The organism is Vibrio sp. Y58_MX_L22, from assembly GCF_024181865.1.
In the GTDB taxonomy this organism is placed as follows: Bacteria; Pseudomonadota; Gammaproteobacteria; order Enterobacterales; family Vibrionaceae; genus Vibrio; species Vibrio alginolyticus.
In genome coordinates this window covers 58,566-84,602 of record NZ_JAMZAN010000013.1, presented here as the reverse complement: position 1 = coordinate 84,602, position 26,037 = coordinate 58,566, and the positions used below count along the sequence as shown (strand labels likewise).

27 protein-coding genes and 1 pseudogene are annotated in these 26,037 nt (G+C 45.5%); 15 read left to right on the top strand and 13 right to left on the bottom strand.

Annotated elements, in window-relative coordinates; genetic code table 11:
- Nucleotides 1–88: integrase core domain-containing protein (locus NL626_RS21025; protein ID WP_138939050.1), on the top strand; the 88-nt coding region annotated here is incomplete at its 5' end.
- Between the two features lie 42 nt (nt 89–130).
- Here the strand turns inward: NL626_RS21025 and NL626_RS21020 are convergent.
- The 4 genes from NL626_RS21020 to NL626_RS21005 all read right to left on the bottom strand — a co-directional run bounded on the left by NL626_RS21020 (nt 131) and on the right by NL626_RS21005 (nt 3,446).
- The gene (locus NL626_RS21020; RefSeq protein ID WP_253657701.1) at nt 131–700 is read right to left on the bottom strand and encodes a type I DNA topoisomerase; all 570 of its coding nucleotides are present in this window, start codon (nt 698–700) and stop codon (nt 131–133) included.
- Between the two features lie 76 nt (nt 701–776).
- The gene (locus tag NL626_RS21015) at nt 777–1,256 is read right to left on the bottom strand and encodes a DUF494 family protein (protein WP_005379074.1); all 480 of its coding nucleotides are present in this window, start codon (nt 1,254–1,256) and stop codon (nt 777–779) included.
- Between the two features lie 2 nt (nt 1,257–1,258).
- Nucleotides 1,259–2,368 carry a DNA-processing protein DprA gene (gene dprA, locus NL626_RS21010; protein ID WP_213894300.1) on the bottom strand — a complete coding sequence of 370 codons (1,110 nt, stop codon included), beginning with the start codon at nt 2,366–2,368 and terminating at the stop codon, nt 1,259–1,261.
- Nucleotides 2,352–3,446, bottom strand: coding sequence for a LysM peptidoglycan-binding domain-containing protein (locus NL626_RS21005; protein ID WP_017821578.1), 1,095 nt, complete (start codon nt 3,444–3,446; stop codon nt 2,352–2,354). Before NL626_RS21005 ends, dprA begins: the two co-directional genes overlap by 17 nt.
- A gap of 138 nt (nt 3,447–3,584) precedes the next feature.
- On the opposite strand from NL626_RS21005, the gene def reads away from it, so the two are divergent.
- The 6 genes from def (at nt 3,585) to NL626_RS20975 (ending at nt 9,954) form a co-directional block, all read left to right on the top strand.
- Nucleotides 3,585–4,103 carry a peptide deformylase gene (def, locus tag NL626_RS21000; protein ID WP_005379068.1) on the top strand — a complete coding sequence of 173 codons (519 nt, stop codon included), beginning with the start codon at nt 3,585–3,587 and terminating at the stop codon, nt 4,101–4,103.
- A 33-nt stretch (nt 4,104–4,136) separates the two neighbouring features.
- Nucleotides 4,137–5,084 carry a methionyl-tRNA formyltransferase gene (fmt, locus tag NL626_RS20995; RefSeq protein WP_213904093.1) on the top strand — a complete coding sequence of 316 codons (948 nt, stop codon included), beginning with the start codon at nt 4,137–4,139 and terminating at the stop codon, nt 5,082–5,084.
- Nucleotides 5,085–5,164: 80 nt separating this feature from the next.
- On the top strand, nt 5,165–6,448 hold the full coding sequence (rsmB, locus tag NL626_RS20990) for a 16S rRNA (cytosine(967)-C(5))-methyltransferase RsmB (protein ID WP_253657700.1): 1,284 nt from the start codon (nt 5,165–5,167) through the stop codon (nt 6,446–6,448).
- Between the two features lie 63 nt (nt 6,449–6,511).
- Complete coding sequence (gene trkA / locus NL626_RS20985; RefSeq protein ID WP_005379062.1) at nt 6,512–7,888, top strand: Trk system potassium transporter TrkA; 1,377 nt, start codon at nt 6,512–6,514, stop codon at nt 7,886–7,888.
- 9 nt (nt 7,889–7,897) lie between these two features.
- Entirely contained in the window at nt 7,898–9,343 is a 1,446-nt protein-coding gene (locus NL626_RS20980; RefSeq protein WP_017821575.1) for a TrkH family potassium uptake protein, read from the top strand.
- Between the two features lie 26 nt (nt 9,344–9,369).
- Nucleotides 9,370–9,954 (top strand): DUF3157 family protein, encoded by a 585-nt coding sequence (locus NL626_RS20975; protein ID WP_054575337.1) that lies wholly within the window; start codon nt 9,370–9,372, stop codon nt 9,952–9,954.
- A gap of 33 nt (nt 9,955–9,987) precedes the next feature.
- On the opposite strand, the gene NL626_RS20970 is transcribed toward NL626_RS20975, so the two are convergent.
- Nucleotides 9,988–10,641: a hemolysin III family protein gene (locus NL626_RS20970; RefSeq protein ID WP_005379047.1), complete on the bottom strand. Its 654-nt coding sequence runs from the start codon at nt 10,639–10,641 to the stop codon at nt 9,988–9,990.
- Nucleotides 10,642–10,711: 70 nt separating this feature from the next.
- Nucleotides 10,712–11,518, bottom strand: coding sequence for a sporulation protein (locus tag NL626_RS20965; RefSeq protein WP_213868962.1), 807 nt, complete (start codon nt 11,516–11,518; stop codon nt 10,712–10,714).
- 296 nt (nt 11,519–11,814) lie between these two features.
- Between NL626_RS20965 and NL626_RS20960 the strand changes: the two genes are divergently transcribed.
- The 5 genes from NL626_RS20960 to NL626_RS20940 all read left to right on the top strand — a co-directional run bounded on the left by NL626_RS20960 (nt 11,815) and on the right by NL626_RS20940 (nt 15,825).
- Nucleotides 11,815–11,982, top strand: coding sequence for a hypothetical protein (locus NL626_RS20960; RefSeq protein WP_005379043.1), 168 nt, complete (start codon nt 11,815–11,817; stop codon nt 11,980–11,982).
- A 166-nt stretch (nt 11,983–12,148) separates the two neighbouring features.
- Nucleotides 12,149–12,415, top strand: coding sequence for a YihD family protein (locus tag NL626_RS20955; RefSeq protein WP_017821571.1), 267 nt, complete (start codon nt 12,149–12,151; stop codon nt 12,413–12,415).
- A 311-nt stretch (nt 12,416–12,726) separates the two neighbouring features.
- Nucleotides 12,727–14,148, top strand: coding sequence for a cytochrome c oxidase accessory protein CcoG (ccoG, locus tag NL626_RS20950; RefSeq protein WP_053304040.1), 1,422 nt, complete (start codon nt 12,727–12,729; stop codon nt 14,146–14,148).
- A gap of 53 nt (nt 14,149–14,201) precedes the next feature.
- Nucleotides 14,202–15,188, top strand: coding sequence for a serine/threonine protein kinase (locus tag NL626_RS20945; protein ID WP_005379037.1), 987 nt, complete (start codon nt 14,202–14,204; stop codon nt 15,186–15,188).
- Between the two features lie 34 nt (nt 15,189–15,222).
- Nucleotides 15,223–15,825, top strand: coding sequence for a thiol:disulfide interchange protein DsbA/DsbL (locus tag NL626_RS20940; RefSeq protein WP_005379036.1), 603 nt, complete (start codon nt 15,223–15,225; stop codon nt 15,823–15,825).
- A 46-nt stretch (nt 15,826–15,871) separates the two neighbouring features.
- Here NL626_RS20940 and NL626_RS20935 read toward each other — a convergent pair whose 3' ends face one another.
- Nucleotides 15,872–16,750: an acyltransferase gene (locus tag NL626_RS20935; RefSeq protein WP_064376860.1), complete on the bottom strand. Its 879-nt coding sequence runs from the start codon at nt 16,748–16,750 to the stop codon at nt 15,872–15,874.
- Nucleotides 16,751–16,899: 149 nt separating this feature from the next.
- Here NL626_RS20935 and NL626_RS20930 point away from each other — a divergent pair, with 149 nt between their 5' ends.
- A complete protein-coding gene (locus NL626_RS20930; protein ID WP_253657699.1) occupies nt 16,900–17,856 on the top strand; it encodes a DUF2860 domain-containing protein in 957 nt (318 codons plus the stop codon).
- 55 nt (nt 17,857–17,911) lie between these two features.
- Here the strand turns inward: NL626_RS20930 and NL626_RS20925 are convergent.
- Nucleotides 17,912–19,339: pseudogene (locus NL626_RS20925) on the bottom strand (YifB family Mg chelatase-like AAA ATPase); the annotation flags it as partial.
- Nucleotides 19,340–19,450: 111 nt separating this feature from the next.
- Between NL626_RS20925 and NL626_RS20920 the strand changes: the two are divergent.
- Nucleotides 19,451–21,055 carry a recombinase family protein gene (locus tag NL626_RS20920; protein WP_205391060.1) on the top strand — a complete coding sequence of 535 codons (1,605 nt, stop codon included), beginning with the start codon at nt 19,451–19,453 and terminating at the stop codon, nt 21,053–21,055.
- A gap of 714 nt (nt 21,056–21,769) precedes the next feature.
- Complete coding sequence (locus NL626_RS20915; RefSeq protein WP_025555715.1) at nt 21,770–22,189, top strand: hypothetical protein; 420 nt, start codon at nt 21,770–21,772, stop codon at nt 22,187–22,189.
- A gap of 74 nt (nt 22,190–22,263) precedes the next feature.
- Here the strand turns inward: NL626_RS20915 and NL626_RS20910 are convergent, their stop codons facing one another.
- The 5 genes from NL626_RS20910 to NL626_RS20890 all read right to left on the bottom strand — a co-directional run bounded on the left by NL626_RS20910 (nt 22,264) and on the right by NL626_RS20890 (nt 25,599).
- On the bottom strand, nt 22,264–22,533 hold the full coding sequence (locus tag NL626_RS20910) for a hypothetical protein (protein ID WP_205391061.1): 270 nt from the start codon (nt 22,531–22,533) through the stop codon (nt 22,264–22,266).
- Between the two features lie 60 nt (nt 22,534–22,593).
- On the bottom strand, nt 22,594–22,980 hold the full coding sequence (locus tag NL626_RS20905; RefSeq protein ID WP_139047276.1) for a hypothetical protein: 387 nt from the start codon (nt 22,978–22,980) through the stop codon (nt 22,594–22,596).
- The gene (locus NL626_RS20900; protein WP_253657698.1) at nt 22,964–24,301 is read right to left on the bottom strand and encodes a primase-helicase family protein; all 1,338 of its coding nucleotides are present in this window, start codon (nt 24,299–24,301) and stop codon (nt 22,964–22,966) included. The genes NL626_RS20905 and NL626_RS20900 overlap by 17 nt, the downstream gene beginning before the upstream one ends.
- Nucleotides 24,302–24,326: 25 nt before the next feature.
- Entirely contained in the window at nt 24,327–24,512 is a 186-nt protein-coding gene (locus NL626_RS20895; RefSeq protein ID WP_205391063.1) for a hypothetical protein, read from the bottom strand.
- 532 nt (nt 24,513–25,044) lie between these two features.
- Nucleotides 25,045–25,599 carry a recombinase family protein gene (locus NL626_RS20890; protein ID WP_205391064.1) on the bottom strand — a complete coding sequence of 185 codons (555 nt, stop codon included), beginning with the start codon at nt 25,597–25,599 and terminating at the stop codon, nt 25,045–25,047.
- Nucleotides 25,600–26,037: the final 438 nt, after the last annotated feature.

The window sequence follows — 26,037 nt, the reverse complement described above, 5'->3', positions numbered from 1 at the left end:
AGCAGAGTCCGTAGATATCTATAATCAAATGAGGCCTCATACGGCTTTAAAATACAAAACGCCCGATGAAGTACATCGAGCGTTTTAGTTAAAAAGTGTCAACCCATATCAGGACGGGTCATTGATGTATTTACCCTTGCTGGGTGTGCTGACACTTACGATTAGCACATTGCAATTTCACACCACTGGCAAGTTTCTTCTCCACCAACAGAGTAAAACCACACTCTTCGCATCGCCCCTTGACCGGAGCAAGGTTCACAGCAAATTTGCATTTAGGGTAGTTATCACACGCGTAGAAGGTTTTGCCAAATCGGGTTTTACGCTCAACCAAATGTCCTTTGCCACATTCAGGGCAAGCGTGTTGCTCTTGTGACTGCGCCTCTGGCTCTGGTTGATTAATCGACTCAATATGATGACAAGCCGGGTAGTTACTACAACCGACAAACATGCCGTAGCGCCCTTGGCGGAGTACCAACTCATTGCCACACCCAGGACAAGGCACACCCAACTCTTTCACGATGTGACCATCATTGCTGTGTAGCGATTTAATGTAATCACAGCTTGGGTAATGGTTACAGCCGAGAAATGGGCCATGTTTTCCGTGCTTGAGAGTCAGCTCACCACCACATTTTGGACACGGCTCGTGCTCCAAAGCGTGTTCATGGGCAGAGAAAAGGGTGTTGTCGATTTTACTACTCATACTTACCGTTTCGTGAAAAACACACAAAAAGACAAGCTCGCGTTTATTCTAGTTAAACTCGAACTTGCCCTGATGGTTAGTGAAGAATCCCTTGTTCCTTGGTGTACAACAGCTCTTCCATTAGCGTGTAAGCGTTTTCGTTGCCAGGCACATTAAACAGCACCATCAGAATGATCCATTTGAGGTCTTCAAGCTCAAACTCACTCGTTTCTAATCCCATCACTCGGTCAATCACCATTTCGCGAGTTTCTGTGGTTAACACATTGATTTGCTCAAGAAACAATAGAAATCCTCGGCATTCCAAATCTAAACGCTGCATCTCTTTCGCTGTGTAGATACGAGTTGATGACGAAGCCATGCAAGTCGAGATTGCAGAAGAGGTGTCACTTTGCTGCAATGCGGCAAGCTCTTCTAACCAGACAAGGGCTTTGTAGATATCTTTTTGTTGGAAGCCTGCACGAAGCAACTCTTCTTCCAACTCGTCTTGTTCGACCTGTAACTCTGCATCGCTATGGATGTAGGTTTCGAATAGATACATCAGTATATCCATCATCATAGCTAGCCCCTCCCCTTTCGAATATAGCCACCTGAAACCGCAACGACATGCCCAGAGAGTTCTAACTCTAAGAGCTGCATCATGACTTCTTGGACAGGTATATTGGTCCTGTTTGCAAGAATATCAACCGGTGTAGCTTCACTTCCTACGTTAGCTAACAGCTGAGGAAATGGCAATTCTTCTTCATCATTTAACGTAGAAAATAAATCGGTACTCTGATTAATAGACCAATCAAGCAAGGACTGTATTTCATCTAAGACATCTTTCGTCTTTTCTACGAGGCAAGCGCCATGACGTATCAACTGGTTTCCACCGCAGGCATTGGGGGCATTGATTGACGCTGGCAGCGCAAATACTTCTCGACCTTGCTCAAGCGCGTAACGAGCTGTAATTAACGAGCCGCTCTTTTTCGCCGCCTCGACGACCAGTACACCAAGCGATAATCCACTAATAATACGATTACGACGCGGGAAGTTTTCTGGGCGCGGCTTGGCATTAGGCCGAAACTCAGACACCAAAGCCCCATGTTCAATAACACGTTGCGCTAAACCACGATGACGTGCCGGATAAATATTTTCTAAGCCAGATCCTAGCACCGCAATCGTCTTACCACCCGCTTGCAACGCACCATCATGCGCATGACCATCAATGCCTAAAGCGAGACCACTGGTGACAATAAAATCGTGCTGAACAAACTCTGCAGCAAACTGACGTGCATGCTGTAATCCATCAATACTCGCATTTCGACTTCCAACCATCGCGATTTGTGGCTGAGAAAGACAAGTAGGGTTTCCTTGAACAAAAAGTAGAGGTGGCGGTGCAACGATTTGTTTGAGCTGAGGTGGATAACACGGGTCAGTCAGTGTCAGGATATGATGATTTGTAGAAGCCTCAAGCCAGCTTAAACAAGCATCGACTTCTTTATCTGTTGAAGCCCAAGCTTGAATTTGCTTAGTTGTTAACCCAAGTTGTTGTAGCTGTTCAGGAGAGAAGTTTACGATGTTACGTGGCGTGTCTCTTGCCAGTAGCTTATTCATTTTGACGCCGCCAATGCCTGGCAAACAACTCAGTTTTAACCAGGCAGCGAGATCATCGTTATTTCGTCGATTCATCGATGGTTAATTCGTCCGCCAACGGTGACACCACCGAAATATCTTGGTTAATGGGTTTCGTACTGTTAGTGATCAGTGCCAAGCTAAAGTACTCATAAGGACGAATGACCAGCAACTCACCAACTTTGCTTTGAGGCAAAGTAATTTTCTTATCAAGCACGCCAAACTCTTTCTTGAACTCATCGCCGTCTTTGTAAACTGGGTGCGCGTCTTCTTTTAAATCAAACACACTGCCTTGCTTGAGATTGTCTGACGTGCCTTTATCAATCACCACGACTTGGTTAGTTGAACTAAAGCGAATACCTTCGATATTACCTAGCAACTTTGCAGAACTGCCTTGTGGCGACGGCAGCGGATAGAACGTAGTCGTGAAGTCAGTATTCTCAACCGATTGATTTGGCAACGCGATATCGTTACGTAGGATTTCTTGCATTTGCGATGTAAGCTTCAAACCTGAATAATCACTCGAAGCTTCAACGAGCTCGCCTTTGGCAATCAAACGCAGCGCGGTAATCTCTTCGGACACATCGTCACGCGAAAAGGTAGCTACTGGTCGGTAAATAGCCCAACCTGTCGCGGTCTGATTGCCATTGATATACAGCACATCTTCTGCAGTCAGATACTTACTGCCTTTGCTGCTACCCATCACTTTTGCTGCTCTGTTCAACGAATCTTTATCTAGCAACCGATCCGATTTAAGGTAAGGCATCACCAAACCTTCCGCGACCGTTGGTACGGCTTTCTTTTCTGTGATGCGAGCTTTCGGGCTCAGCTTCTTAACCGGTTTTAGGCTCAACACGGGCTGACCGTTAATCCACACCAAAGACAGCTTGTCACCGGGATAAATTAAATGAGGGTTATCGATTTCCGGGTTTACTTGCCATAAACGAGGCCACAACCACGGGCTATCTAAGTACATGGCCGAAATATCCCATAGCGTATCGCCCTTCACAACTACATATGTTTGTGGCGCATCATCTTTAACAGTCAGTGGGTTCGCATCCACATTTGCTACAGCGTTGAAAGAGAAAAGTAACGGCAACGTAACACTGGCAACGTTGCGGAAAATTCGATTCATGACCCTCGTCCTTGGTCTATTAAGCAGGAACCAGAATGGAAATTGGTGCAAGGATGCTGTCATTTAGGCTATAAAATGTCTAGAATTGAGCCAACAAGGTTTGTGCTGTTTCGGCACAGTTCAATATTTCGAGTGAATATGTCTGTATTACAAGTATTAACATTCCCGGATGATCGCCTGCGCACAGTCGCAAAGCCTGTTGAAGCGGTGACACCTGAGATTCAAAAAATCGTCGATGACATGATTGAAACCATGTACGACGAAGAAGGTATTGGCCTTGCTGCAACGCAGGTTGATATCCACAAACGTATCGTAGTGATTGATATTTCAGAAACTCGCGATGAGCCGATGGTGCTAATCAACCCTGAGATTCTGGAAAAGCGTGGCGAAGATGGCATCGAAGAAGGCTGTCTGTCGGTACCAGGTGCGCGCGCACTTGTGCCTCGCGCTGCAGAAGTTACCGTTAAAGCACTGGATCGTGATGGCAAAGAGTTCACCTTTGAAGCCGACGACCTGCTAGCGATTTGTGTTCAACACGAGCTTGATCACCTACAAGGTAAGCTATTCGTGGATTACCTATCACCACTGAAACGCAAACGCATTCAGGACAAGCTAGCAAAAATCAAACGCTTTAATGAGAAGCAGCAAAACGCTTAATCTCGAACCATACCAATTAGAAGGAAGCCTACCTTGAGTCAGTCTTTACGTATTGTCTTTGCAGGTACTCCGGATTTCGCCGCCCGTCACTTGGCGGCGTTGTTGTCTTCGGAGCATGAAGTCATCGCGGTTTACACAAACCCAGATCGTCCAGCGGGTCGTGGCAAGAAATTGGCTGCGCCACCGGTAAAACAACTGGCGCTGGAACACAACATCCCGGTTTACCAACCTGAAAGCTTTAAGTCCGACGAAGCGAAACAAGAACTTGCCGATCTGAACGCTGATCTCATGGTTGTCGTGGCGTACGGTATGCTGCTGCCACAAGCGGTTCTTGATACCCCTAAACTGGGTTGTATCAACGTACATGGTTCTATCCTACCTCGTTGGCGTGGTGCGGCTCCAATCCAACGCTCTATTTGGGCGGGCGATGCAGAAACTGGCGTGACCATCATGCAGATGGACATCGGTCTCGACACTGGTGATATGCTGAAGATTGCAACTCTGCCAATCGAAGCGACAGATACCAGCGCTTCAATGTACGAAAAATTGGCTGAGCTTGGCCCAGAAGCTCTGATTGACTGCCTAGCAGACATTGCTGCGGGTAAAGCAGTGCCAGTGAAGCAAGACGATGAGCTAGCGAACTATGCGAAAAAACTCAGCAAAGAAGAAGCACGCATCAACTGGAACGACGATGCGGCGCACATTGAGCGCTGCGTTCGTGCATTTAACCCATGGCCAATGAGCCACTTTGAGGCGGCAGAAAACAGCATCAAAGTATGGCAAAGCCGTGTCGCAGAGCAAACCAGTGACAAGCCAGCCGGCACCATCGTGCAAGCAGATAAAACCGGTATTTATGTTGCGACAGGCAACGGCGTACTGGTGCTAGAGCAACTGCAAGTTCCTGGCAAAAAAGCCATGTCAGTTCAGGATATTCTGAATTCGCGTACGGCTTGGTTTGAAGTGGGCACTCTGCTGGTTTAAGCCATATTAGGGGTTATCATCCCCAATAATACGAACTTTTAGAGGGCAGAGATGCCCTCCTTTACTTTAAGGTACTCATCATGAATGTTCGCGCTGCGGCTGCTAACGTCCTGTATCTTGTCGTCGACAAGGGCTACTCACTTTCAAGCGCTCTTCCAGCGGCTCAACAAACGGTACGACCTCGTGACCACGCTCTGCTACAAGAGATCTGTTACGGTGCGCTACGTTACCTCCCTCGCCTAGAAATGATCGCAAACCAGTTGATGGATAAGCCCCTCAAAGGCAAACAACGTGTATTCCATCACCTAATTCTGGTTGGTATTTACCAACTGAGCTTCATGCGTATTCCTGCGCACGCAGCAGTTGGTGAAACGGTTGAAGGCACTAAAGAGCTGAAAGGTCCTCGTCTGCGTGGTTTGATTAACGCGGTATTGCGTAACTACCAGCGCAACCAAGAAGAACTCGACCAAATGGCCGTCAGCAACAACGCTGGCAAGTACGGTCACCCAAGCTGGTTACTAAAACTGCTGCAAGAGGCCTACCCACAGCAATGGGAAAGCATTGTTGAAGCGAACAACCAAAAAGCACCAATGTGGCTGCGTGTGAACCATCAACACCACACTCGTGATGAATACCTTGCGCTGCTCAAAAATGAAAACATTGATAGCACGCCACACACAGAAGCAATGGACGCCATAAAATTGGCCGCACCATGTGATGTGATGAAGCTACCTGGTTTTGAAAAAGGTTGGGTTTCGGTCCAAGATGCGGCGGCGCAGCTCTCGATCAACTACCTAAAACCACAAGACGGCGAACTGATTTTAGATTGCTGTGCAGCGCCAGGTGGCAAGACGGCGCACATTCTAGAGCGCACGTCAGGCAGTGAAGTGGTCGCGATTGACTGCGACGACACACGCTTGAAACGTGTGCATGAAAACCTGAAGCGTCTCAACCTTCAGGCAAAAGTGGTTTGCGGTGATGCGCGTAATCCACAAGAATGGTGGCAAGGCGAGCAATTTGATCGCATTTTGCTGGATGCCCCATGTTCTGCGACTGGCGTGATTCGTCGTCACCCAGACATCAAATGGCTACGTCGTGCAGACGACATCGCCGCATTAGCAGAGCTGCAAAGTGAAATTTTTGATGCCATGTGGACGCAACTGAAGCCCGGCGGCACCATGGTTTACGCGACTTGTTCAATCACACCGCAAGAAAACGTGGAGCAAGTAAAAGCGTTTTTAGCACGTACCGCGGATGCGCAACTGCTGGATTCTGATCCCGACCAGCCTGGTCGTCAAATTCTACCAGGCGAAGAAGATATGGATGGTTTCTACTACGCAGTGCTAACTAAAACACACGCGTAACAGCATGCTAAATAGGGCGATTGAAGCGATTTCAATCGCCTTTTTCAGATACGAGAAAAGAGTATGAAGATCATTATTCTTGGTGCAGGTCAGGTTGGCGGCACACTGGCAGAAAACCTAGTGGGTGAAAACAACGACATCACCATCGTCGACAATAATGCCGACCGACTGCGTGAATTGCAGGACAAATACGACCTACGTGTGGTCAATGGCCATGCGAGCCATCCAGACGTGCTACACGAAGCTGGCGCGCAAGACGCCGATATGCTCGTCGCAGTAACCAACACTGATGAAACCAACATGGCCGCCTGTCAGGTCGCGTTCACTCTATTCAATACCCCAAACCGCGTTGCGCGTATTCGCTCTCCAGAATACTTGGCAGAAAAAGAAGCCCTGTTTAAATCTGGCGCTATTCCTGTTGATCACCTTATCGCACCAGAAGAACTCGTCACGAGCTACATCGAACGTCTGATCCAATACCCAGGCGCGCTGCAAGTGGTGAGCTTTGCTGAACAGAAAGTCAGCCTAGTGGCGGTGAAAGCCTACTATGGTGGCCCGCTGGTGGGTAATGCGCTGTCTGCTTTGCGTGAGCACATGCCGCACATCGATACCCGTGTGGCAGCGATTTTCCGCCAGGGTCGCCCGATTCGCCCACAAGGCACCACGATTATTGAAGCCGACGATGAAGTGTTCTTCGTTGCAGCAAGTAATCATATTCGCTCAGTGATGAGTGAGCTTCAGCGTCTAGAAAAACCGTACCGCCGCATCATGATTGTTGGCGGGGGTAACATCGGCGCAAGCTTGGCTAAACGCCTAGAGCAAACTTACAGCGTGAAGCTGATTGAGCGTAACTACCAGCGTGCAGAAAAGCTGTCTGAGCAACTAGAAAACACCATCGTGTTCTGCGGTGATGCGGCAGACCAAGAGCTTCTCTCGGAAGAGAACATCGACCAAGTCGACGTCTTCATCGCGCTGACCAACGAAGATGAAACCAACATCATGTCTGCAATGTTGGCAAAACGCATGGGCGCCAAAAAAGTGATGGTGCTGATCCAACGTGGCGCTTATGTAGACCTGGTACAAGGCGGCGTAATTGATGTAGCAATCTCACCTCAGCAAGCCACTATTTCCGCCTTGCTAACGCACGTTCGTCGCGCTGATATCGTAAACGTGTCCTCACTTCGCCGCGGTGCTGCGGAAGCGATTGAAGCCGTCGCTCACGGTGATGAAAGTACATCTAAAGTGGTTGGACGTGCAATTGGAGATATAAAGCTTCCACCTGGGACCACCATTGGTGCTATCGTTCGTGGCGAAGAAGTTCTTATTGCCCACGACCGTACGGTCATCGAGCAGGATGACCATGTGGTGATGTTCCTGGTCAACAAAAAATACGTATCAGACGTCGAAGCGCTATTCCAGCCGAGTCCATTCTTCCTCTAGGATTTTCCTATGGTCAACTTACGTCCCGTACTGTTTGTTATCGGGCTAGTTTTATCCAAACTGGCCCTGTTTATGTACGTGCCGACTTTGGTCGCTTTCTTTACCGGTACGGGGGGATTCCTCGATTTCGCCCAAGCCGTTGTGATCACGCACCTTGCCGCCTTCATCTGCCTAACGATAGGTCGAACCGCCAAGTTCAAACTCAGCGTACGCGATATGTTCCTCATCACCAGTTTGGTTTGGACCATCGCGAGTGCGTTTGCCGCGTTGCCATTTGTGTTTATCAACCACATCAGCTTCACCGACGCCTACTTCGAAACGATGTCGGGTATCACCACGACGGGCTCAACGGTGCTCAGTGGCCTAGACAACATGGCGCCGAGCATATTGCTGTGGCGCTCTATTTTACAATGGCTTGGTGGCATTGGTTTTATCGTGATGGCGGTAGCAGTGTTACCTATGCTGAATGTCGGTGGTATGAAGCTATTCCAAACCGAATCATCAGATTGGTCGGATAAAAGTAGTCCAAGAGCGAAAACGGTCGCCAAAAACATCGTAGCGGTTTATTTGATGCTAACGGGCTTATGTATTTTGGGCTACTTGATCACCGGCATGAACCTGTTCGAAGCAATCAACCATGCCTTTACTACGCTATCGACGGGTGGATACTCTACGTCTGATGGGTCAATGAACCACTTCTCTAATGGCGCACATTGGGTGGCCACTACCTTTATGTTCTTAGGTGGTTTGCCATTTTTGCTCTTTATCGCCGCATTACGTAAACGCCGTATTGATGTGTTGGTTAACGACGCTCAAGTTAGAGGATTTGCGTACCTGTTCGTATTCTCAAGCTTAGTGATTTCAGCTTGGCTAGTGATTCGAGATGGGTACACCATTTTGGATGCCCTGCGAGTGTCGATGTTTAATATTGTCTCTGTCGTCACCACAACTGGCTTTGGCTTAGAAGACTTCACCGCATGGGGCGCATTACCCACTACTCTTTTCGCATTCTTAATGATGGCGGGAGCATGCTCAGGATCAACGTCTGGCGGGATCAAAATCTTCCGCTTCCAAATTGCGATGACGCTGCTAAACAAACAAATGATGAAGTTGATTCACCCTTCAGGGGTGTTTGTACAGCGTTATAACCAGCGACCGGTGAATGATGATATTGTTCGCTCAGTGGTGGCATTTGGCTTGATGTTTTTTATCACCATTATCTTTATCGCGGGTTGTTTAAGTGCTCTTGGCCTCGACCCTGTGACCAGTATTTCTGGCTCAATCACCGCCGTTGCCAATGTTGGCCCTGGTATGGGTAGTGTGATTGGCCCGACAGGCAACTTCGCGCCTCTGCCCGATACTGCCAAATGGCTCTTAAGCTTTGGGATGTTAATGGGCCGCTTGGAAATTCTGACTATTCTTGTACTGTTCTTTCCTGCGTTTTGGCGCCGCTAAGCAGACTCTAATTAAAAGGTATAACAATGAAAACATGGATTACTCTGGCGACCCTACTTGCCGCCTCATCCACATACGCTGCCGAGGTCATCACTTTAGCCGATGGTCGAGAAGTGAAGTTGAACGATGACTTTACCTGGGAATACGTCATGAAAAAACCGGCGCAGCAAGCGACGGAGACACAAACAACAGCAAGCGTAGTTGAAACAATCGCAGCTCCTGCGATTGCGACAATTCCAGTGGTAACGAAAACCGTTGGCACGACCGTGGTGGTAAACGCCAAAAAGCCAACCATGCAGCTATCAGATTCAGGTGTGGATGTATTGATTGGTTCAGCAAGCTATCAAAGCGGTGAGCTTGTTTTACCTACATCAATCACCAACCAAAGCTCTCAATCTGTCATTCAAGTGGAAGTTGAGGTGCAAGTGTTTGATATGTCTGGTCAGCAACTGGCAAAAGAAAACGTAACAGTTTGGCAATCCATCAAGCGCATGGCGGATACCTACCTGCGACCACAGCAAGCGGAACAAGGTAAGAGCATTAAATTGGCTGTACCGCAATCACAGCAATACCAGTTTTCTGCCAAAGTGCTAGAGGTAAAAACTCGCTAATACGTGTTTAATATTCTTTGTTGAGCCTATCGGCTAGATAGGCTCAACAAAGTAATAAATCGCAAAAAAATGGCACACGCAGCCAGCCAAAACAAAGCCGTGCCAAATCGCATGGTTAAAGGGAATGCGCTTCGCGACGTAGAAAATTACCCCTAGTGAATACACAATTCCACCAGCAGCAAGCAGTGTAAGTCCGCCGACATCCAAGTTAATAGCTAATTGATAAATCACAATCAACGATAACCATCCCATCACCAAATATGTCATCAAAGAAAGCTTTTTAAATCGATAGACGAACGCAACTTTCATGATGATGCCGATCAACGCAATGCTCCAAATAACGATCATCAACCCAAATGCTAGAGGTGTTCTTAAGCTGACTAACAAGAAAGGGGTATAGCTGCCTGCTATCAAAAGATAAATAGCACAATGGTCGAAGGTTTTTAGCCAACGTTTCGCTTTGGGATGAGGGATCGCATGATAGAGCGTCGAGGCCAAAAATAGCACGATAATACTCGCACCATAAATCGCCATACTGGTAAGCGTTAAAGTGTCAGCTTGATGGTCTATGGCTTTAACTAACAGCAGTATCAAGCCAACAATACCAAAAATCATCCCTATACCGTGGGTGATGGTATTGGCCAGTTCTTCACGTTGACTGTATTGAGGTTTCTGCAGCTCGGACATCAATGCGCCTATACTAGAGTTTGAAATTTGCTCTAGTATGGCACATTAGGCTTACACGTGTAAGCTTAAATTAAGACTCATGAACGGCAGTAGTTTGATCGAGATAATTGAGTACCAGTTCGCCAACTTGAGCTGGCTTAGTCGTGGCAGGAATGGTCAGCTCTCGCTTGAGTTTGCCACTACCCAGTAAGCTCGCGAGCATGCCACCTTGCCCCTTGCGTGTGCGGTCAACTTCAAACCACAACTTGAGTTCTTGCTCACTGCGGTGGGCAACAAATTCTAATTCGCGCCACACGCCGTGGTAAGGTCCGTCGGTTGGCACCAGTTCAAACTCTTGCACAAATGGTAGATCGAATCCTTTCACTTCCTCGCATTCCACCTGGCGAATTCGTAAACCTTGCGCTTCAAATGCAGATAGTACCGCATCCATCAGTGGATCAGGTCGAACGGTGAGGATGTCTTTATCAGTCGGATCCAAAGCAGCAGCAACGTCTAAGCCGGTTTCTAACCATACTTTGGCATCACCAATGGTGACAGGCGTGTTCCAAGGCACATCGAGCTTAACATCGAAGGTACGCTCTTCGCCGGAATGGATGGTAAATGCGTAAGGGAGACTCCACTTAGCAAGCACATGAGTTTGAGGTACTCGGCGCATGCTGTGTCCTTCTCGCGCACCACGGTCATCAGGGGCTTCGGCGATGTAGCGGCAACAGAGTTTTAAATCAATGTTGTCGATCGCTTGTTCAGTCGCACCACCATATACATGGATCGAAACATCCACACTTTGACCTGGGTATAGCACGTCTTGGTTTAAGATTGAGTCGACCTTCGCGCTCCCAATCCCAAAACTGGCAAGTGTCTTCTTCAAAAATGACATAGGCACCTCCTTCATCGAGATCTCATACTACTACTGCTGATCGTGGGATCAAACAAAAATTGCCTCGAACATCGCGACAAAATGACAAAATCTAAACAATTCAATTGCTCAACTATCGACCAATTATTACAAGGATGCTAATCTTACACTTGATATGCATGCATATCGGTATTCCTGACTCATTAACTGGATTGGCGAGAGCCAGAAGAGTGATTCTTCAATCTTGTTGGAGCCTAGCTCATAATGATTCAGGCCATTACATCGGCAATGGATATGCCTGACAGTTAGGTAAATTAATGCGCCCAACAACAGTCAGGTTCGCACACACTAATACTAGTGCAATGCGCCGCCGCAGTGGCTTTACTACTGCACCAAAGGCAAAGCAAGTTGCGCCAGCAATGACATTGGTTGAGAAGACAGCAATGATGTCGAGTGTTCCGGCCAAAGTTATCAAAGCAGCTTAATCAAAAGCGCGGCGCCAGCTGCGCTTTTTTCTTTGCACGCAACTCATAAAACTTCAAAGACTTAGAACAAGCCACGGTGAAAGAGATCGTTTTTCCTATTTGGTCTTAGCAAAGCAATTTGGTACCTTTACTGCTAATTACACCTATAAATTCTGTGGAGAAAGAAATGAAGTGTCATCGCATTGAAGAGCTGCTTGAGCTACTAGAGCCTGAATGGCATAAAGATCAGGAGCTGAACCTATTGCAGTTCATCGTTAAGCTGGCAAAAGAAGCAGGCTATGAAGGAAAGCTAGAAGATCTGACCGACGATGTACTGATCTACCACCTTAAAATGCGTAATAGCAGCAAAGATGAAATGATCCCTGGACTCAAAAAAGACCAAGAGGACGATTTTAAAACGGCGATCCTACGCGCTCGTGGCATCATCAAATAACCAGCTCAACAGCCAGTATTCTTTAAGCGACTCTCTCTGTGAGTCGCTTTTTTATAACCAAAGTTTTTAGTCCCACAATTGGTTATAACTGTTCAGCCAATTATCAGGTTAACTGTACTGATTTTTGTTGTTAAACATTGACTGCGTTAAAGAAAAGGAATTGTTATTGATTGTATAATCGCCGTTCATCAGTATTTACTAAAATAATTATGTCCGGTCATGATTTATGATAAGGACGAAGTAGCAATGTCATCGAGCGACATCAATAGAAATGACGCCGTACATTATAAAAGCCTAAGAAGGATGAGTGCATGAGTCAGGATAAGATCGATATCAAAGATGTGACTCCTAAAACCTACAACCCTAAGACTCATAAAGGGAATGGGGATCGGTTCAACCCAAGTAATCGCATCTATGTACGCGAAAGCAAAGGGACTTACCAGAAACTGCGTCGTTACGGTGGTTGGTTCTTACTGCTTCTCTTCGCTTTGATACCGTGGATCCCTTACGGTGAACGTCAAGCGATCTTGCTCGACATTGGCAACCAGCAGTTCAACTTTTTCGGTACCACATTGTATCCGCAAGATCTTACCCTACTCGCCTTGCTATTTGTGATCGCGGCGTTTGGGTTGTTCTTTATTACCACCTTCTTAGGTCGAGTTTGGTGTGGCTATCTCTGCCCACAAACCGTCTGGACCTTCATGTATATCTGGTTTGAAGAGAAGCTCGAAGGTAGTGCCAATAAACGCCGCAAACAAGACTCCAATAAGCTGACGGCGAATTTAGCGATGCGTAAAACCGTCAAACATATAGCTTGGTTTACCATAGCGCTCGCCACTGGTTTTACTTTTGTTGGCTACTTCGTACCAATGAAGCAATTGGTTATCGACTTTTTCACCTTTAACGCCAACTTCTGGCCCGTCTTTTGGGTAATGTTCTTTGCCATTTGTACTTATGGTAATGCTGGTTGGATGCGTTCCATCATGTGTATTCACATGTGTCCTTACGCGCGCTTCCAGTCTGCCATGTTTGATAAAGACACCTTCATCGTTGGCTATGATGCCAAACGTGGTGAAAAACGTGGTCCACGTCCGCGCAAAGCCGATCCAAAGCAACTTGGTTTGGGGGATTGTATTGATTGTGACTTGTGTGTGCAGGTGTGCCCAACAGGTATCGATATTCGTGACGGCTTACAATATGAATGTATTAACTGTGGTGCCTGTATTGATGCGTGTGACAACACCATGGATCGCATGGGTTACGAGAAAGGACTAATCAGCTACACCACCGAGCACCGCTTATCGGGTAAGAGTACCAAAGTCATGCGTCCGAAGCTGCTGGGCTATGGAGCTGTGCTACTGGTCATGATTGGTCTGTTCTTTGCCCAAATCGCAGCGGTAGACCCAGCAGGCATGAGTGTTATTCGCGACCGTAACCAACTGTTCCGAGTAAATAGCTCAGGCGAAGTAGAAAACACCTACACCCTCAAAGTAATCAACAAAACCCAGCAAGTGCAAGAATACTCGTTGGATGTTGAAGGGCTATCCGATGTAAGCTGGTATGGTAAGCAAACAATTCAGGTACAGCCAGGTGAGGTATTGAACTTACCAATGAGTCTTGGCGCCGATCCTGACAAGCTAAACTCTGCGATTACGACAATTCAGTTTATACTCACCGATAAGAGCAACGAATTCACTATTGAAGTAGAAAGCCGTTTTATTAAAAAACTATAGCGCTACTTCAGTGACTAACGGAAAAAGGCTCAGTAATGAGCCTTTTTGTTTATATGTCCCAAAGTATGTTTAACTTTGACGCCCTTACCCCAGACTTTATGTGGTACGCGTTAGAAAGCATCGGCGTTCGCGCAGAATCAGGCTTTCTTCCCCTCAATAGCTACGAAAACCGTGTTTATCAATTCACTGACGAAGAGCGTCGTCGTTATGTCGTCAAGTTTTACCGCCCTGAACGTTGGAGCAACGAACAGATCCAAGAGGAACACGACTTTACTTTAGAGCTGATTGGCAATGAGATCCCCGTCGCACCACCTGTGCGCATCAACGGTGAAACCCTGCATCACTATCAAGGCTATGCTTTTGCGCTGTTTGATAGCGTGGGTGGTCGCCAATACGAGGTTGACAATTTAGATCAGCTCGAAGGTGTAGGGCGTTTCCTTGGCCGAATCCATAAAGTCGGCAGCCGCCAAGCCTTCCAACATCGTCCTACTATTGGCTTACAAGAATACCTGTATCAACCAAGAGAGATTCTGCAAAACGCCAATATGATTCCAATGCACTTGGAGAACAGCTTCTTCAATGACTTGGATATGCTGATCAAATCAATTGAAAGCCACTGGCAAGAAGGTTTCAATATGATTCGTTTGCATGGCGATTGCCACCCAGGCAATATTTTGTGGCGAGATGGCCCTATGTTTGTTGATTTGGATGACGCTCGTAACGGCCCTGCAGTACAAGACTTATGGATGCTACTGAACGGTGAACGCCAAGACAAACTGATGCAGTTGGATATTGTTTTAGAGGCTTACCAAGAGTTTTGCGACTTTAATCCTGCAGAATTGAAACTAATCGAGCCACTTCGCGGTCTACGAATGGTGCACTATATGGCATGGCTAGCAAAACGTTGGCATGACCCTGCATTTCCTCTCGCTTTTCCATGGTTTAATGAGCCAAAATACTGGGAAGGTCAGGTCCTTGCATTTAAAGAGCAGATCGCCGCTTTAGAAGAAGCACCGCTGTCTTTAATGCCTCAATGGTAAGTCAGGCCAAAAATTCAAAAATGGAGATATTTCGATGAAAAAACTGTTCGCACTGTTTTCTATGCTGATGTTAAGCCTGTCGGCACATGCAGCGCAATTCAAAGAAGGTGAACATTACAAAGTATTGGATCTTGAGGCATCAAAAAAACCTCTTGTGACGGAGTTTTTCTCTTTCTACTGCCCGCACTGTAATAGCTTTGAACCAGTTATCCAGCAACTGAAAAAGCAGTTGCCAGAAGGTACTAAGCTATTAAAAAACCACGTTTCTTTCATGGGTGGCAACATGGGCCCATCAATGAGCAAAGCCTACGCAACGATGGTTGCACTAAAAGTGGAAGACAAAATGGTGCCAGTGATGTTTAACCGCATCCACAATCTAAAGAAAGCACCACGTAATGATGAAGAACTTCGTCAAATCTTCCTTGATGAAGGTGTAGATGCGAAAAAATTCGATTCTGCATTCAAAGGCTTCGCGGTTGATTCAATGGTTCGCCGTATGGACAAGCAATTTGAAAACAGCGGTCTAACCGGCGTTCCTGCGGTTATCGTTAACAACAAATACCTAGTTCAAGCACAAAGCATCAAAACGATGGATGAGTACTTCTCTCTGGTGAACTACTTGCTGACACTAAAATAAGCACATCGATATCAATCAAAAGGGGAACACGTCGCTCCCCTTTTGTTTATTTGTAAATCTCTTGTAGTAACCGATCTTTTTCTTGCCACACATCCCCCAACCATTGCTGAAATTGTCGCTTATAGGGCTTATCGTTGAAGTAATCACCAAGCACTCTTTCATCAACGGGTAACACATTTACACGCACAACCACCTTGCTCATGCGGCCCATCAATAAATCCTTGAACGGTTTATGCGTATTTTCTGGGTACGCCAACGTAACGTCGATAATGCTCTCGAACTGTTCCCCCATCGCCGCTAACGTGTACGCAATCCCTCCCGATTTTGGTTGCAGCAAATATTGATAGTTTGCTTTACTCTTACGCTGCTTTTCTTCGGTAAATCGGGTTCCTTCGACATAGTTAACCACTGTGGTTGGAGTGTGTTTGAATTTAGCGCACGAGCGACGTGTCGTTTCTAAATCTTGACCTCGCTTATGAGGGTTGCGGATCAGATACTCTCGCGAATAGCGACGCATAAATGGCATATCGAGCGCCCAACACGCCATCCCGATGAAAGGCACATACAGCAGTTGTTGCTTGAGGAAAAACTTCGGCATGGGAATACGGTCTTTAAATACGCAGCAAAGCACAACAATATCTGTCCAACTGAGATGATTACTGATCAGCAGATACCACCCGTCTTTTTTAAGCGCTTCACCGCCCTGAACATCCCACTCAACACGGTTAGATACCGCCAGAATGCACGCATTAACGGTAGCCCATAACCACATCACCTTATTGGCACAAGCGGTCGCTAGTGCTTTTAGCTTTACGCCAGGAAGCAATATTTTAAATACAGCGATAACACAAATTGCGAGTGAACAAACCGCAGAATTGAGAATCACAAAAGAAGCGTTAAAAAAAAATAACAAATATGCCAACATGATAGTCAAACAACAGTGATAATGTGTGAAGAATAAAACAGCGTGTAATTATACTGCGCCTTTGCCACATTGGAACATGCGTGGGAATGGTCAGATTTGTTACCGCAACCAATATGTGCACCACTCATTCGACAACAAGGAGATAACGAATGAAACCAAGGCTACTTCTCTTGCCTTTGGCCTTTATCGTCAGTTCTGCTCAGGCTCAACTCGCTGAAACCGCGGGTTTTGGCGGTGAAATTTCGCTGAATGCCGGATTCATATCATCAGAATCCAATTTCAATACAGAAAATAGTAACACCATCGATTCTCTCGATAAGCGTGCCGATAGTGACAGTTCCGTTATCGCTGCACCGCTAGGGAGTGTGACATACACCTTTGGTAGCCGACTCAACCACCAAGTTTACGCCGGTACCACACGCTCAGATGTCGCCGTAGGTACACTCGCTTTTCAGTTGGGCTATCAACACGAGCTACAATCTGGCACCGTGCTCGATGTTTCCTATCTGCCGACGGTACTCAAAGGCGAAACTTGGCGCAACCCTTATCAAGTAGGAACCGCACGTAAAGAGACGGATGTTGACGGCAATGCGTATCGCTTTCAGATCAAAGGGTTAATTGATAAGAACTTCAACCTTGATCTTGCTTATGCTGATAAAGACATCGAGCAGGAGGAAGTGACAGACCGCTCACTTGCTCGCGATGCTAACCTTTACTATGTCAAAGGCGACTATCGCATTCCACTCAACCAAACGTCTATGTTGCAACCCGCTTTCACCTACATCAATCAAGATGCCGACGGTAAAGCGGAGTCATTTGATTCGTATGGATTTGACATTAGCTGGTTTAAATTTATCAACCGCCATCGATTGGCCCTCACCGCGGGTTATGCATGGAGAGACTATCAAGCAGCTAGCCAAACTTTTGCTAAAACACGAAATGACGACACCATTAGCCTATTTGCGGCCTACGAATATCAAAACGTATTTGACTGGCAAGACTGGTCGTTCATTTCTTTAGCCGGCTATAGCCAAACTGACTCGAATATCACGTTTTATGAGGAGAAAGAGTACCTGTTGTCGCTTGGTCTCAACTACACCTTCTAACGTCCTTCATCGCAACAAGGCGCTCACAACACTTGTTGCGATGAGACTTTGCTGTCTATACCGCTTGCGCCGTAAGCTGTTTCAGTAAACGGTCCATCGCTCGATACCCAAGCGCCTCGGCCAAGTGCGTTCGTTCAATTTGCTCCGCCCCATCCAGATCGGCGATTGTTCGCGCCACTTTGATAATACGATGATACGCACGAATCGAGAGCCCTAAACGATGCAAAGCGGTTTCAAGAAACTCAGCATCACTCTTATGCAAGGGACAAAACGCCTCAATTTCTCGACTACCTAGCAGTGCATTGACCTTACCACTGCGGTTTAGCATATTGTTACGCGCATGGCTCACACGCGCTTTTACGATAGCAGTCGGCTCACCACGATCACCTCCTTCTGCTAATGTCCCTTTGGGCAAAGCTGGGATTTCTAAAGACATATCAAAGCGATCTAACAGTGGTCCAGATAATCGACCAAGGTAGCGCAAAATAGCTTGTGGATTGGTGCGCGCTTGATTGCCTTCGTAATATCCTGTCGGGCTTGGGTTCAATGCTCCAACTAATTGGAAGCGAGCCGGAAAGCGTGTTTTACCTTGCGCTCGAGAGATAATGATCTCGCCAGATTCGAGCGGTTCGCGTAACGAGTCCAGAACTTTACGATCAAATTCGGGCATTTCATCGAGAAACAATAACCCGTTGTGGGCTAAAGAGATCTCCCCTGGTCTGGGTACCGAACCACCGCCGACTAATGCCGCCATTGAACTTGAATGATGCGGAGAACGAAACGGACGCGACTTCCAGTTATGCTCATTAATTTCACTCTGAGTCAACGATGCCACCGAAGCGGTTTCCATTGCTTCTTCATCACTCATTTCCGGTAATAAGTCACACAAACGCGAAGCCAACATCGTTTTTCCAGTACCTGGCGGGCCAAGGAAAAGTAAGTTGTGGTTTCCAGCGGCAGCAATCTCCAGTGCTCGCTTACCTTGTTGTTGGCCAATAATATCTTGTAAGTCTCGACCATGTTTTTCGATCGTTTTTCGCTTAGGCGTTTGAAAAAGATTCAGTCGATGTTGACCACAAAGCTCGGCACATACTTCCAGTAATGATTGGGCCGATTTATGTTGTTCCTTCCCCACCAGCGCCGCCTGATCGCCATTCACATGTGGGACGACCAAATGACGTTGAATCTTACTGGCTTCCAGCGCAGCAGGCAGCACACCTTTTACAGGTCTCAGACCACCAGATAACGCTAACTCACCAACAAATTCGTAGTTTTTGAGCTTATCTGTCGCGATTTGCTCCGAAGCGGCCAAAATTCCCAATGCAATAGGAAGATCAAAACGCCCTCCCTCCTTGGGTAGATCTGCCGGAGCCAAGTTCACGGTGATCCGCTTAGCAGGAAATTGAAAGTTAGAATTAATGATCGCACTGCGTACGCGATCTTTGGACTCTTTTACCGTTGTCTCTGGCAAGCCTACTAAGGTAATAGTCGGTAGCATTTACCTTTCTGCTTCACAACAAATAGTAATTGACCTACTCAACTCTATTTCTATAATGCCGGAAGCAGTCCAAGTTAACTAAAAGGTACTGCTATCATGAACACCATACGACCTCTCGTATCGCTACGCTCTCCAACCGCATACTCCTACATCCGTTTTTCCAGTGCAATCCAAGCACAAGGCGACAGCCTCAGAAGACAAACCAAGTTAGCCCAAGAGTATTGTCAGAAGCACTCTTTAACGCTCTCAGAACAATCTTTTACTGACCTTGGCGTATCTGCATTCAACTCAGCAAACACCAACGAAGACAATGGATTAGGGCAATTCCTTAAAGCCTTGGAACAAGGTGTCATCCCTAGTGGTTCGTTCTTGCTGGTGGAGTCATTAGACCGCCTTAGTCGCGCAAAAGTACAAACAGCACTACGCCAACTACTAAACATCATCGAATACGGAATCACAGTAGTAACTCTCATCGACAACCGTACTTACAGCAGCGAATCAGAAACTACAGACCTAATCATATCCCTCGCTGTAATGGAGCGTGCTCACAACGAATCTAAGACTAAATCAGAACGTATCAAAGCTGCTTGGGCAAACAAACGAGCAAACCCAACTACCACCAATAGGACTAGCCTTGCTCCTTTCTGGTTAAAGCTCAATAAGGACAAGCGCACATACACAGTCATTGAGAAAAATGCTGAAACAGTCCGTCGAATCTTCCAAATGTCGATTAATGGTCACGGGATTATCGGTATTGCAAGAAAACTCAACGAAGAAAAGATCCCCTCACCAAAAGGTGGCTCTTGGTCTAACACTTCAATCTGCCGTATTCTTAACTCTAAAGCTGTCATTGGAGAATACACACCGAACATTGGCAGAACTTCTACTAATACGCCCATCAGTGATTACTACCCATCAATAATTGATGAGAGTACATTCTATCTTTCTCAGAGCCGTAAAGCTGAACGTTCGAAACCAAAGTCAGCAGGAAGAAAGACAACCTTTCCCAACGTATTCAATCAAGTTGCAAAGTGTGGTGTGTGTGGGGCTACGATGTACTACGACAACAAAAGTCCTACCCTCAAATACTTAACTTGTCGTGAGTTCAAGAAGAAGAACTGCACAAATAGACCTATCCGCATTGAGTTCATGCACAAGTTCATCATTGAGCAGTATCTATTACCTAAAAACTTCCAACACCACATCAATATGACCACGGAAACTAGTAAACAGGGAGATTCAATTTCATCTATTGAGGAAAAAATCAAAGAAGAAGAACAAGCCCTAAACCAGTTAATGAAGATTGCGAAAAACCTTACCAGTCACATTGCCATTCAGCATATGGAAAATCGAGACAGGAAGATCATGCAATTAAAAGAAGAACTAGAAGAAACCAAAGCGCAACAAGCAGAAGTTACTTTAACTCCAAGAATCGGATTTAAGCAGGCACAGCAGCTTGTAGCTAACGCACTTCAAATGGAAGTTAACGACAAGAAACCTAATTGTACCGACCCAGAACTAATCCGCGAATACCGAGTAACTTTGAATAGGAGCCTTAAGGATGTATTCAACTTTCTGAGAATCCATAATTTGAAATCAGCCTCTGAGATAACAGTTGAATGCAACCAATTAACATATGCAATAGATAGAAAGAGCTTGAAACTTATCCACGAAAACTTATACTGGAAATCAAAAGTGTGATACAAATCACATTCCAATCAAGTTGGTAAAGTTTTTTTGACATCTCCTAAAACGCGCTGTATGCGATTTTAAGGGCTATAGTTTAATTTTTAATAGTTGGATTTAGGTTAGTGCATTTGTAACGTCTAATTGCGCTGTACACGTTATTTAATTATTTAATTTTTGGTATTGCAATGCCAAATCAAATCCGTATCATACGCGCCTCGTAAACTAGTTGACCTAAAGAACAACTCAAATTATTTTAGTTTCCGAGCGCTGTAGTAATAATGCTACACCAGCATATTCTCTGCGTTCCTCAGAACAATTAATTCTAATACGACACTCGGGATAGTCTACTATTTCAAGTGTACTAAGCATCAAGCTAGCCCCTTGATGTTTTAAGGTTAGTTACACGAATTAGCCCTTCGAGTAACAATGGATAACCAGTCGGATGAGTAGAAGCATTTCGACTTAAAATAAGCTAAGCCTGCCGTTCCCAAGTTCGGCGGGCTTTTTGCGTCCAAAAAAAAGCTTGACAAAGAACCCATACTTATGGCAAGCTATTAAGTATGAGCACTGCTATTCATATTTTTTGACGTGTATTTGGGCTAAATACATGGGGCTACTAAATGATATGAAGAACAAAACGCTTTGCTCTTAACAGGTGAGTGGCTCTCGCCTGACATTCACTTCTACCTAGACAAAAAGTCTAGAAACAAATTTGGGAGGGCTATTATGCCTTATTTAAACAGTGGTTCTGTGACTACCCTAAAGTCACAAACAATCCTATTGCCTGCTCACTATGGGTACACACCTAAGTTTTTGACCGACCAAGAAGAAGCAATTCTTCAAACCAAGGTCTCAAACCCTGCTTTCAAGACTATGATCTCTGCCATCCACAATCAGGCAGGTATCCAATCTGACAAGTTGTCCGAATTGACTGGTGTAACTAACATCGCTCAATATCGCGTACGCCTGAACAAGCAATTACAGAAATACGGGCTTGAAGCCAAATGTTTCAAAGTACCGGGTCTCCCGCGTAGCGCAGACTTTTTCCACTGGTACTTTGTCGAGTATATGCCTCTTTCGAATCAACAACCCGCTCAAAAGTTGGAGTTCGACCAGAAGCCTGCTAACGAAGATACGTTGCAGTAACACTCACCCCCTTTTAGTTCAAGCCCTATAAGATTAAGCACTACAACTAGCCATTGTGGTGCTTCCTTTCATCTTTACGGTTTAGCCTTAATGTTGTTCCATTTGCCTAGACGACTCTTACACTTCACATAACCCTTGTTGTCAGACTTTAATACTCGTCTCGTCATGATGTTACGTACAGCTTTAGTCCTTTGGTTCTGCTCATAATTTGGGTGATCTTCTAACTGAACCCACTCAGCACTTAGAGCAATATCTAGCTCAGCCAAAACATCTACGTTCTCATGTAAATCAAGCACTAATCGTAGCTGTTCAATAGCCGCTACCGCTTGTTTATTAGTTAACATTCATTACTCCCTGTAATTTCTTAAACGCTTCCTGCGTTTGTATATTTAGAATAGATAGAGCTATTTCAAAGCCCTATCCGAATTGTTTTCACCCCTTGTTCCCCAATGTAGATGTGCAGCAGCAAAACATCTTCCATTGTCGCATTTGTGCCTAGCTACACGCTGCTCACCTATTTGAATTGTCTCTTTGTTGACAGCCAAACATACCCAGCGATAAAGGGGCATACGCACCCCTTCATGACTCCACATTGGACGGTTTTCACCATTCCAGTGATTACAACCTGTGTACTCGCACTCATGGACTTCTGTACCATGAGCGTTGATAAAAGCGGCAACTGCATCGATGCCATCTTGAGGAGTGAGCACCGTCTCAGCCGACGAGCCGAGCAGCCGACCAGTTTCCAACCCACTGATTCCTTCATCTAAAGCATTAGAACGGTCGGTCATAATCTTCACCCCCATGCTCTCGGATAAGATTCGCCACATCTGGCGCACTCATTTCAGGACGGATACCGACCTCATATCCCCTTGGTGTAATCATCCAATCAGAGCCTCGACCTTGAGGTAACTTCCATTCTTTCTGAACTTCGGTGTAACCGTGACCCACCATTATTCGCATCTGTTCAGCCTTGCCGATTCTTTTACCTTCCCAGACAATCGAACGCTTAACCACAAGGCATTCACCAACATCGAAGCCTGTCTTGAACCAGTCCTCATTGTTACTAACGCTGCCTTTTTGAAGTAATAACTTCTCAGGCGTATCTGGTGCTGTGAATCGATCCCAGCCACTCAAATCTACTTTCTGTAATAACCACAGCAATTTGCTTTCAACCTTGCTGTCAGTTTCAATCCAATCCCTAACCCTCTGAACTAAATGACCTTGCTCACTGTTATCTGGATGGTCGCCATTCTGCCTAGGGTTGTTCCATTCAACATTGATACACATCCATCGCCTATCCCCTGCCTCAACCCAAATTGGCTGTGACCTGTTGCTGGTGGCAAGAATAGAAACATGATTATCAATCTTCTTGGCATCTTTACCCTTAGCTTCAACCCAGAAATTTGGTTCTGTTATCATCTGTTTTAGGTGATTGGCAAACCCAAAACCGTCATAGTAGACCTCATCAAAAACACACAATGTCTTACCTTCTAAGCCACTTTTGAACCGTCCAGTTACGAAGTTAACTGGGTCTTCTGGTTTCAATGTGTAGATGCCCAAAAGCTTATCCATAGCCAGTTGAAGCGTCCCTTTACCAGTGCCTTTGCTCTCGCCATACAGCAACATTGCAAACAAACTACGCTGCCTTGGAAATAGAACAGCATTAGCTACCCACCTCTCAATAAGCTCCCGTTTACTCTCACTGCCACCAGCTAGAAACAACAAGTATTCATCCCACATTGTCATTTCTTCTGGCAATGGCTCGATTGGTGCAAAAGCCACAGGTTGCCAGTAGTTCAGATAGTTGTAAGCGTTCTTGTTATGTATCAACCCTCTCTCTGGTTCAAAACAAAGATCATGTACAGACAAAAAGCCATCTTCTGTATTAGCTTTTTCTATCATTGTTTTTAAGACTGCATCGACTGGACGACACTCTTTACCAACAACAACAGACCAACCTGTACTTTCTACCCAGTGGTTTAAATCTGAACGCTGATAAGGTTTGTAATTGTCCTCTACATCCAGAAAACCACGATGTTCACGAGAATAGACATACTTACTCTGAAACGCTTTGATTAGAGCCTTCTCAGGGGCATCATCTAACTTCAAAATAGTATTCCTAAGTAGCGATTGATTAATGGCTATTTGGTGTGTTGCTTCGCTTATTGCGCTTAGTAGTCTCATAGTTTGTGCCTCCCTTGGCATTCTGTTTTAGTTCCTTCTTAATTAAACGATTGATGAAAATTGTTGTGCTAACGCCTTGCGACTCAGCGGTATCAATCACATCCTGTTTGAACTCATCCCATACATGAACTCTCATTGTGTTTTACCTCCGTGTTTATGAACTGGCACTTTGTCACCAAATTCGTCTATCGTTACTCGCTGGTTAATTCCAACTTCTTTGTTTTTCAACAACTCACGATCACACTCTGCTTTCTTTTGCCGTGTATATCGGGTTGCTCTTGATGCTCTAATCATCCAACTGAACCTCCTATTTTCAGAGTTAAAGATTTAAGAGACAGAGAAAGAAGAAATGATTGTTTCTAATCAATATTTCTCTTATCCCTTATCTCTATATACAAAGTAAGCAGCTGATTTGTGACAGCTTTTTCTTACCTTTTCCTACTTCTTGTAAACGAAGTAACTAGCTAATCTGTGACACTTTTTCCTTACCTTTTCTGAATTTCAGGCACAAAAAAAGCGCCCACTAGGACGCCTTTATAGGGTTCTGGTTGTATTTGGCAAGACACTAAACTTGTTTGTGTGCCACAACTCCAGAGTACAATTTAACAACTTTTTGTGTGTTTATAGCCGACGAGCCGACCTACTTTTAATCCACTAACTTTCATCGGCTAAGGCTGGATTTCACGCTTAACTTTGTAGAAAGTAGTTTTACCAATACCAGTGATAGACATTATTTCAGAAGGCTTTGAGCCCTGTTCTAGCAGCTGTTTTACCTGATCTTTCACATCATCGCTGGTAGGTTTACGACCTTTGTATTTACCTTCTTTTTTCGCCTTAGCAATGCCTTCTCGTTGACGTTCTAGCATAACCTCACGCTCAAACTGAGCAACTGCACCAAACACATTCAACATTAGCTTGCCTTGTGGTGTTGCAGTATCTAGCCCCATATCAGCAATACGAAGTTCTACACCCTTGCTTTCCAGTTGCTTCTGAATGTCACAGAGATTAGCAACGCTACGAGCAAGACGGTCTAGCTTAGTGACAACTAAAGTATCTCCTTCACGACAGTAATCAATGCACTCTCGTAACACTTCCCTCTCAGCGACAGAGCTCACTTGCTCAGAGAAAGCTTTATCAACACCAAGTTTGTCTAGCTCTCTGATTTGAGCCTCTAGTCCTGCTTCTTGTTCAACTGTAGAAGTACGCGCATAACCAATTAACATGAGTTCACCAATGACGTTTAGTTCGTATTACATTTAAGATCTTAAACGAAATAAGTTCATAAATACAACACCCAACCCTAAACGAACTGTTTCGGTGTATTACAAAAAGGTTCAACTAGGGCAAGGTCTAAACGAACAATTCTAGGTGCAGAATCGTGCCTGATAGATTGCTTTGAAGGGGGGAGAGGGGGGATTCTAGATTGTAAGTTTAAATAGAAACACTCACTTCTACCGCGAGCATTTTCAAACGCTTTCCTTCAAAGAAAACTTAGTCCTTTTTGAAACTTGATGTATCTAATCTACTTTTCAGTGATTAACTCTTTTCCAATCCTTTTCTACCAGCTTCGATTGATTGATAACCAAGATAAAGACAAGCAATCAACAAACTACTTGAGTGATCATTGATAAATCTATTCTGTTTTTACAGGCTAATAACAG

Coding starts and splice junctions, on each gene's coding strand:
- NL626_RS21020 (WP_253657701.1), bottom strand. CDS start 700: ATGAGTAGTAAAATCGACAACACCCTTTTCTCTGCCCATGAACACGCT.
- NL626_RS21015 (WP_005379074.1), bottom strand. CDS start 1,256: ATGATGATGGATATACTGATGTATCTATTCGAAACCTACATCCATAGC.
- dprA (WP_213894300.1), bottom strand. CDS start 2,368: ATGAATCGACGAAATAACGATGATCTCGCTGCCTGGTTAAAACTGAGT.
- NL626_RS21005 (WP_017821578.1), bottom strand. CDS start 3,446: ATGAATCGAATTTTCCGCAACGTTGCCAGTGTTACGTTGCCGTTACTT.
- def (WP_005379068.1), top strand. CDS start 3,585: ATGTCTGTATTACAAGTATTAACATTCCCGGATGATCGCCTGCGCACA.
- rsmB (WP_253657700.1), top strand. CDS start 5,165: ATGAATGTTCGCGCTGCGGCTGCTAACGTCCTGTATCTTGTCGTCGAC.
- trkA (WP_005379062.1), top strand. CDS start 6,512: ATGAAGATCATTATTCTTGGTGCAGGTCAGGTTGGCGGCACACTGGCA.
- NL626_RS20980 (WP_017821575.1), top strand. CDS start 7,898: ATGGTCAACTTACGTCCCGTACTGTTTGTTATCGGGCTAGTTTTATCC.
- NL626_RS20975 (WP_054575337.1), top strand. CDS start 9,370: ATGAAAACATGGATTACTCTGGCGACCCTACTTGCCGCCTCATCCACA.
- NL626_RS20970 (WP_005379047.1), bottom strand. CDS start 10,641: ATGTCCGAGCTGCAGAAACCTCAATACAGTCAACGTGAAGAACTGGCC.
- NL626_RS20965 (WP_213868962.1), bottom strand. CDS start 11,518: ATGTCATTTTTGAAGAAGACACTTGCCAGTTTTGGGATTGGGAGCGCG.
- NL626_RS20960 (WP_005379043.1), top strand. CDS start 11,815: ATGCGCCCAACAACAGTCAGGTTCGCACACACTAATACTAGTGCAATG.
- NL626_RS20955 (WP_017821571.1), top strand. CDS start 12,149: ATGAAGTGTCATCGCATTGAAGAGCTGCTTGAGCTACTAGAGCCTGAA.
- ccoG (WP_053304040.1), top strand. CDS start 12,727: ATGAGTCAGGATAAGATCGATATCAAAGATGTGACTCCTAAAACCTAC.
- NL626_RS20945 (WP_005379037.1), top strand. CDS start 14,202: ATGTCCCAAAGTATGTTTAACTTTGACGCCCTTACCCCAGACTTTATG.
- NL626_RS20940 (WP_005379036.1), top strand. CDS start 15,223: ATGAAAAAACTGTTCGCACTGTTTTCTATGCTGATGTTAAGCCTGTCG.
- NL626_RS20935 (WP_064376860.1), bottom strand. CDS start 16,750: ATGTTGGCATATTTGTTATTTTTTTTTAACGCTTCTTTTGTGATTCTC.
- NL626_RS20930 (WP_253657699.1), top strand. CDS start 16,900: ATGAAACCAAGGCTACTTCTCTTGCCTTTGGCCTTTATCGTCAGTTCT.
- NL626_RS20920 (WP_205391060.1), top strand. CDS start 19,451: ATGAACACCATACGACCTCTCGTATCGCTACGCTCTCCAACCGCATAC.
- NL626_RS20915 (WP_025555715.1), top strand. CDS start 21,770: ATGCCTTATTTAAACAGTGGTTCTGTGACTACCCTAAAGTCACAAACA.
- NL626_RS20910 (WP_205391061.1), bottom strand. CDS start 22,533: ATGTTAACTAATAAACAAGCGGTAGCGGCTATTGAACAGCTACGATTA.
- NL626_RS20905 (WP_139047276.1), bottom strand. CDS start 22,980: ATGACCGACCGTTCTAATGCTTTAGATGAAGGAATCAGTGGGTTGGAA.
- NL626_RS20895 (WP_205391063.1), bottom strand. CDS start 24,512: ATGAGAGTTCATGTATGGGATGAGTTCAAACAGGATGTGATTGATACC.
- NL626_RS20890 (WP_205391064.1), bottom strand. CDS start 25,599: ATGTTAATTGGTTATGCGCGTACTTCTACAGTTGAACAAGAAGCAGGA.